This is a genomic window from Nesterenkonia alba DSM 19423, from assembly GCF_000421745.1.
In the GTDB taxonomy this organism is placed as follows: domain Bacteria; phylum Actinomycetota; class Actinomycetes; order Actinomycetales; family Micrococcaceae; genus Nesterenkonia; species Nesterenkonia alba.
The window spans coordinates 1-7,263 of sequence record NZ_ATXP01000025.1; the positions used below are offsets into that span (position 1 = coordinate 1).

Sequence of the window (7,263 nt, forward strand, 5' to 3'; positions counted from 1 at the left end):
TCGAGTCCTTCATCGCCGCCCACCCCGAGCTACACCACGTGCGCACCCGAGTGAAGACCCCGGGGCAGAACGGGTCCCGTGAACGCGGCTTCGGCACGCTGAAGTACGAACGGCTCTACCTGGACGAGATCGACGACGCGATCGTGCTCGCCGAGCGGGCCGAGGACTACCGGATCGAGTACAACGAGCTCCGGCCCCACGAGGCCATCTCATGGAACCGGCCCAAGGAGGTGCACCTGGGCCTGGCCGACCCCACCACCCCGACATTCAAAACCAAGGAAATCCTGCCAACTACTTGACGCGGGACAAAGAACGAGGCAAACCTGTTGTCAGTCACCCATCTGGTTATCCAACAGTGAGCATTGATGGTCTGCATGCGTTAACAGGTGATGCGCAGGCAGACGATGAGGCTCGTAAGCACATGTTCCCTCTGGAGAGTGTGCTGGGTGGATTGCTGTTGTTTTGGCAACGACACTTTAACCCTGTTCTCCAGCGAACATCGATCATCCGTGAGTACAAGTTGCTTGACTCGGAAGCAGAGTTGGCACGCTGGAAGGATCGACTTCTGCAGTGCTTCTTGATTGCTGGTGCTGACATTGAGGTTATGGAGATGGTCCATGACGAGTGGGGTGGAGCTTGGGGAGATGCCTTGAGACTGTCCCGTGAGTATCGAGAACTTGTAGACAGTGGGATGCCTGCTGACTGGGCGTGGACGATGTGTGCGCGATACTACCCACCATTCCGCGCTTCTGACGAGGAGATCGAGCAGTGGATCCAAGAACAGGACGCGGAAGCTGATGCTGATTCTGGTGAAGAAGAGTCCACATATGTAGACACGGACGGTGATGCCTAATGTCTGCAGCCGAGTACAGGAACCCCGATGAGATCCGCGCTGAGATCAAGCAAGCACAGGAGACTCGAGAAGAGATCGAGAACCTGCCAGACGCTGAGTATGGGAAACGCTTTGGCGAGTGGCAGTGGCTCGGCAACAAGCTAACAGAGTTACAAGACGAGCTAGAGCTGGCTGAGTTCCAGCAAGCAGAAGACCTGGAAGCTGAACGTCAAGCACGGTTGGCAGAGAACCCGTTCATCGAGGATCCCGACTATGTGCACTTTGAGGTTCCAGAAGAAGCAACACAAGGCCAGACAGTTGGCAAGAAGACTCTCGGTGTAGACGATGAAGGCCGAGTACAGACACTGGCTGTCACTGAAGCCACTCCGGAGACGCTGACAGAGAAGCAAGCAGAGTTCAACAAACTGCAAGCAGAGATCGAGAGCATACAAGAAGGGCTCAAGGAAGTAGAGCGGAAGCGTAAGGAAGTTGTTTTTAACAGAGAGCTGAGTCGTTCGCCAGATGGGATGACAGAACAAACTGTGGCGATTCGAAGAGCTGAACGAGAGACCAAAGAACTCAAAGCAAGATTGAAACCACTCGTGAAGCGCAGAGACCAACTCATTCGAGAGAACACTATTGGCAAGCTCAGGAACAAGAGTAAACGTGTTGTGGACAACCTGAAGCGCGATCTCGCTCCGGAGAACTACCAGCGAACCCTGTCTGCAGATGCTGCCGAGAAGGAAGCCAAGAGATCATTCGGTCGCCGTCACAAGAAGAAGCAAGACTCCGCTCCCCCAGCACAGAGAACACTTGGCAGCTCAGTGAACAGTGCTGGAACTGACGACGATCACTCTGAAACCTCACTCATAGCACGCTCCCGCGATGTCTCCAATGTCGTTACAGCAGACGACTGTGCTACCGACGACAAACAAGGACTGCACTTCAGGCCCGAACGCAAGAACCCGCTCAAAGCACTCCTCCCCCAAAGCAAGCAGATGAGCATGCGAGCCGATGGTGACATCCTCGAAACTCCCTCGATGAAGAAGCCGCCATCAAAGACTGCACGCCGGTTGCAGAGATACTTTGGCTTCCTTATGGACGACGAAGACGAGACACTCAAGCCTCAAGTCAAGAAAGCAAGCAAGTGGACCGGGATCATTTCCGCACCAGTCATAGCACTGTTCTTGTTCTATCAAGTGAGTTGGTACACAGACCCTGTTAACCAGGAAGCACGTGAGATGCAAGCATGGCAGAACATGTCAACAGAGGAACAGATTGAAGCCGCAACTGATGGTTACGAGATCACTGTAAACGCCGATGGTGACGTTGTTTTCGAGGAAGCTGCCCAACCTGAACGACGCAGTTGGTATGAATGGCAGTGCGACGAGTCAATGCTCTTCTTTTGGTGCTGACGGTGAGGACAGGATCCTAAGTGTCCACATATGTAGACACTCACTGCTAACTCTGTAAACAATCTGACGACACGCAGATCGTCGTCAATGCTCGCGATTGTTCTCAAGATCGATGAGAAATGCTAACAATGTCAACATTCCGAGTCACTGCTCGTTAGAAACTCCTGTACAGGTGCTGGGGAAGCATAACCACCTTTTCTTTTGTTTCCTCGCTTCCTCAGCGCCTCCCCTTTGACAACAGGACTAAACAGGAGGACATAGAGAACAATGTGGTACAAAGCTGACGGTTTAAACGTTTCAGACAATTACGACGAGGCCAACCAGCATGACTGCCCAAGCCCCATGCACGATTACTACACAAAGCAGATCTTCAATACACCATGTCCTGGATGTGGTGAGGAGCACGTGATGTTTGAGTGGTCAGAGAAAGATCAAGCTTGGCACATTAAGAGGTGAACACGATGGCAAAGAGAATCATTGACGGAGTTGAATGTTACTCCGATATGGAAGAAGCAAACGAACAAGGTTGTAGTCATGCTCAGCACTATGCGTCCCTTGACTATTATTTCACTCCTTGTCCTGGATGCGGAGAGCAACGATATGCTCACATGGAAGGTGAGGATGGACAGCAGCACTTCTATCTGGCAGCTAAAGGGAAGCCAGTTGGTTGGCAACCTCCGATTTCAGGAGGAAGAAACAGTATGGACGTCTGATCCAGCAGGATCTTTACAGGCCGCAGTTCCTCGGAGCTGCGGTTTTCTCGTGACTGCAGTTGTTCTCCTGCTAACAACTGAGTTCCTCTGAGTCACTGCTCGTTAGGTTTGCTTGTCAGCAAAAGCAGCAGCTGAGTTCCTCCGAGTCACTGTTCGTTAGAAACTCCTGTACCACAACACAGGAGGACAGAGATAGCAATGTACAACATTGATAGAGCAGGAAACAGGTACTACGAGAGATTATCGGATGCCGAGGACGCAGCCTTTGGCAACAAGAAAAAGGGCTTCTTTGAACCTTACGAGCGCTGCGAGTACAAGTACCATAAGAAATATGTTATGGCTATGAACTCACCATGCCCTGGGTGTGGTGTCACAAGGATTTTAGTCGAACCGGAAGAAGAACCCTGGTGGTGACGTTTCTTGAAAATAGCAGACCGCAGTTCTTCGGAGCTGCGGTTTTCTTCTGCCTGCAACTGTTAACAGATGCTCCGCTGAGTCACTGCTCGTTAGAAACATGAGCACGGCGGAGTTCCGGGAGCACTTTCTGTCCGATTGTAGGGAATATACCTCCTGTGTGAACGCTTCCGGAGCTTCGTCGCCCAACAGGACATGACCTAACGGTCAAGCAACAGGACAGCAGGTGTAAACAAAATGCCAACAAAGAAAGGACACGCTAACGCGAACAACCTCCAGTCCAGTAGGGCTGGTCAACAGACATACGCTCAGAAGAAGCAAGCCGAGAAGAAACGCAAGCGACTCCTAGCAATCATTGCTTCCATCCTCATCGTGTTACTCATAGCAGCAGCCAGTGTATTCATCTGGAACTACGAAGGCACAGAAGGCGACGAGACTGGCGAACAAGACAGCACCGGCCAACAAAACCAGGACAACGGTGACAACGGCAACAGGCTAAGCGACGGCGGCGGCAGTGGTCACAGTGGTGGCTTGACCTATGAGTCTCCAATAGACATCGATCCAGACGACGAGGTCTATCTGCGTGAGGACAGTGACCACATTGCTCCCGGACTCGAGGAATACGAAGAGGAGCACTCATCCGAAGCTGACAATTGGGAAGCACCAGACGGCAGCGTTAGCGACTATCAAGAAGGTGGGAGCGACGAAGCAGACACTGGGAACACTTACACACCTGGCGAACAGATCAATCGCAACGATGTTAACAATGCTGACTCTAGTGTTCGCTACTACATTGAACAACGTGGCGCTGAAGTAGACGGTGTTGGCAGCTCAACAAGTGGCAACAGTGGTGGTGTAGCTTCCATGTTCCCATCACGCGACGCTGGTTATACCAATAACTATGACCTGTATCAGATCGACGGACAATACAATCCAATGTACTCATATGTGCTCGCTGAAGACGTGCAGTTCTTCTATGGACACCATCTACAAAGGCTGTTGAATCCGGTTTATGGAAATTGGTGGGAAGCACAGATGGGCAACGAGTATCCATATAGACACGTTGGCAGCATTGGTGGCTTGCAGGACATGTTCCATCCGGACTGGTGGGAAGAGAACGTGGTGAACGGTGGTTACGAGAATGTTCCTGTGTTAGCAGACTGGAACGGCGATAACTTTGGCAACGATGAGTTGACTGATGGTCCTCGCTGGTTCGGTGAGATCCGCAGCCATAACGTTAGTCTCGGTAGCAATGACAGGATCACTTCAACATTCCAGGTGCGCTGGACTGCTTATACCTCGGATGATTCTGGTGCTGATCGTGAGCGTGTAACCAAAGACAGCACTCTTCGACTTGTGTTGGAACCGAACCCCAACCCCTATGCGGTTAACAATCGTCTTGTGATTGTTGATGCTGAGCTCACGGTTAACAACTGATCGCATCTTCTGGTTTGGCAGGATCCCTGATCTTCCCCATCGCTCCGCGCATACAGTCGCTCCCCTATCCTCACTGCAGACACTGGATCTGCACTCGTGAACAATGCAAACAAGGGAACAACAGCAAGTTCTCACTGGTCACAAGAGGACAAGAAGAGAATTGCGAAATTGTTAATTGGCGGTTCTTACGGTTCTCTCGGGTTTTCTAGAGATCCTGCCCTCCCTGTCAGCAGATGCATGCAATCGACAGAAGATATTCTTCAATCAAGCAAACTTTTTAAACAGCAGCCCAACTGGACTGCAGGCCTCATCGTTTTTCGAAACGATGTTGTTAGAAACAGTAGTAGTGAGTTTTCAACCTGCAGATAGCACGTGCATTTGTAGAGAGGACTCCGGCACCAGACCCGGTGCACCCAGCAGTTGGAGACACTAACTGTTGACTTGTAATCGGCTAACGCCGAAGCAACCGTTTTGAGAACAAGCTCAAAACTGAGTACAGAACTATACAGGAGTATAAGAACAGATGACAGAAGAAGTACAAAACAAGACAAACGGTCGTAAGAAAGCAGCTATCGCTGGTGGTGCTCTAGGTCTAGGTGCGTTAGTTGCACTTGGTGGTGGGACTCTAGCAGCATGGAACGACGCTGAAACTGCAGAAACCAGCTTCGAAACTGGTGGATTCGGCATCGAAATCTCTACTGACGGTGGAGAAACATTCGTAGGCGGAACAGTTGAAGGAACATCTGCTTCCATTGACATCTCCGGTATCGTTGACGATGTTGACGGTGAAACTTGGAGACCAGGTGACAGCGTGACTACTACAGTTCATATTGCTGCTACTGACGACACTACTCACGATGGTGTTATCGCTAACATTGGAGAAGAATACTCAGGTATCTTCGCAGACAATGAAGCCTGGATCAGCTACAGCTTGACTCCAGTTGACGGTGAATTCATCCCTGCTGATGGAACACCAGTTGAATACGAGTTCACTGTTGAACTTGCAGACGTTGAAGAAGTGGCACAAGGTGGAACAGGTTCCGCTCAATACACTTTCGAAGCTGAACTCGCAACAGAAGCTCAAAGCGTTGACAACACTATCGTTGAAGACGGTGGAGACGCTGGAGAAGAAGGCTGATCCTAACTGATCCCCTGATCCCAACACTAATCGACTGACAGAGAGCCGCTTGGTTTCGACCAGGCGGTTTTCTTCTGTCTGCTGTTAACTCTGTCAGCAGAGTGACGACGATCTTTTAAGTGCCTGCTTGTTAGAAACATACACAAGGAAGTGTTCTGGTGACACCACTCCTATCTGTTGGTTGCCATAGCCATTGTTGTTTCCAGAGCACTCCCCTACTAATCGTTAACGACATCGCAGGTACAGAGAACATGACAGCAGAAGTAGACAGGAAGGAGACATTCAACGGAGTTGAAAGCGACCTGCAGTCCAGTAGGGCTGCTCGCAAACCCCATAGCCTATTCAAACGCGCCACGTTAACTCTGGCAGCATGTGTGACTGCTGGGTTCATAGCGCTCGGTGGAGCCACAGCAGCCCATGCCGACGATGACTGGGGTGGTTCCGATGGTGGATCCACTGGTACCGGTGCTGAAGGTAGATGGCACACTGTTTACCCAGGAGCAAACACATCCGCATATGAGCGTTACTCACAGAACGTAGCCTCTGTTTACTCTACTAGTGGCAATTGGAGCTTGAGTAGCACAGACGACTTCCTGCGCAACTATAGGGGCATGTCAGAAGGCATGATCCAAATATGTAGGAACGCTGACTTTTTGTGGTATTGGGGTCACTACCCAGCTCAAAACGGGCTTACTCACATGGACGCCAACTTCAACACGAACAACACTCCCCTACCAACTGAAGCATCCAGCAGCCTCGGTCGCGCTGCTAACAGTGAAGAATGGGATGCCTGGATGAACACAGGTAGACACAGGTTTGGTACTGCTTGGCAAGACGGTCGTATGGACATGATCTGTGCCTCCAATGCTTGGCTCAACCGTGAAATCACAGTCACCGAATCAGAAACACGAGAACAAGACCGCAGCATCCAGAGAACAGGTGTTGCCTACTTGAGTGCAGACATAGCACCAGGAATTGACTTCTCCGGTGACATTGGAGATGTCGCGCGTCAGACTTAGTGGCAGGGCCGTTATGTAGGTCCTGAAGGAGAGTCAGTCATGGGTAGACCACCCTCGATTCCGGCGGAGAAGAAGACCCGGATAGTGCTGAGCGTGCTGGCCGGCGAGATGTCCATCGCCGAAGTGGCACGCAAGGAGAAAGTCAGTGAGCAGTCCATCGGACGGTGGAAGGCCGAGTTCCTGGAAGCCGGCAAGACCGCCCTGGTGGCCGGCAGGTCCGGACCATCCTCCCGAGAGGAACAGCTGGAGGCCGAGGTCGCCGAGCTGACCCAGGCCTTGGGCGAGGCACACCTGG

9 protein-coding genes are annotated in these 7,263 nt (G+C 51.5%); all 9 read left to right on the plus strand.

Annotated elements, in window-relative coordinates:
* On the plus strand, positions 1-299 hold a 299-nt coding region (locus tag H578_RS15290), incomplete at its 5' end, for an integrase core domain-containing protein (RefSeq protein ID WP_156837343.1).
* Positions 296-853 carry a Clp protease/crotonase-like domain-containing protein gene (locus H578_RS15795; RefSeq protein WP_156837344.1) on the plus strand — a complete coding sequence of 186 codons (558 nt, stop codon included), beginning with the start codon at positions 296-298 and terminating at the stop codon, positions 851-853. The genes H578_RS15290 and H578_RS15795, both read left to right, overlap by 4 nt.
* Positions 853-2,247 (plus strand): hypothetical protein, encoded by a 1,395-nt coding sequence (locus H578_RS0111790; protein WP_022873879.1) that lies wholly within the window; start codon positions 853-855, stop codon positions 2,245-2,247. The genes H578_RS15795 and H578_RS0111790 overlap by 1 nt, the downstream gene beginning before the upstream one ends.
* 461 nt (positions 2,248-2,708) lie before the next feature.
* The gene (locus tag H578_RS16510) at positions 2,709-2,960 is read left to right on the plus strand and encodes a hypothetical protein (protein WP_211215208.1); all 252 of its coding nucleotides are present in this window, start codon (positions 2,709-2,711) and stop codon (positions 2,958-2,960) included.
* 198 nt (positions 2,961-3,158) lie between these two features.
* Complete coding sequence (locus H578_RS16335; protein ID WP_156837345.1) at positions 3,159-3,374, plus strand: hypothetical protein; 216 nt, start codon at positions 3,159-3,161, stop codon at positions 3,372-3,374.
* Positions 3,375-3,611: 237 nt separating this feature from the next.
* Positions 3,612-4,811 carry a hypothetical protein gene (locus H578_RS0111800; RefSeq protein ID WP_022873881.1) on the plus strand — a complete coding sequence of 400 codons (1,200 nt, stop codon included), beginning with the start codon at positions 3,612-3,614 and terminating at the stop codon, positions 4,809-4,811.
* 523 nt (positions 4,812-5,334) lie between these two features.
* Complete coding sequence (locus tag H578_RS16085) at positions 5,335-5,949, plus strand: SipW-dependent-type signal peptide-containing protein (protein ID WP_084710236.1); 615 nt, start codon at positions 5,335-5,337, stop codon at positions 5,947-5,949.
* Positions 5,950-6,560: 611 nt separating this feature from the next.
* The gene (locus H578_RS16340; protein WP_156837346.1) at positions 6,561-6,968 is read left to right on the plus strand and encodes a hypothetical protein; all 408 of its coding nucleotides are present in this window, start codon (positions 6,561-6,563) and stop codon (positions 6,966-6,968) included.
* 39 nt (positions 6,969-7,007) lie between these two features.
* Positions 7,008-7,263: transposase (locus tag H578_RS0111810; RefSeq protein WP_022873853.1), on the plus strand; the 256-nt coding region annotated here is incomplete at its 3' end.

Excerpts from the sequence above, each read along its gene's own strand:
- H578_RS0111790 (WP_022873879.1), top strand. The coding sequence starts at position 853 with ATGTCTGCAGCCGAGTACAGGAACCCCGATGAGATCCGCGCTGAGATC.
- H578_RS16340 (WP_156837346.1), top strand. The coding sequence starts at position 6,561 with ATGTCAGAAGGCATGATCCAAATATGTAGGAACGCTGACTTTTTGTGG.
- H578_RS0111800 (WP_022873881.1), top strand. The coding sequence starts at position 3,612 with ATGCCAACAAAGAAAGGACACGCTAACGCGAACAACCTCCAGTCCAGT.
- H578_RS16510 (WP_211215208.1), top strand. The coding sequence starts at position 2,709 with ATGGCAAAGAGAATCATTGACGGAGTTGAATGTTACTCCGATATGGAA.
- H578_RS16335 (WP_156837345.1), top strand. The coding sequence starts at position 3,159 with ATGTACAACATTGATAGAGCAGGAAACAGGTACTACGAGAGATTATCG.
- H578_RS16085 (WP_084710236.1), top strand. The coding sequence starts at position 5,335 with ATGACAGAAGAAGTACAAAACAAGACAAACGGTCGTAAGAAAGCAGCT.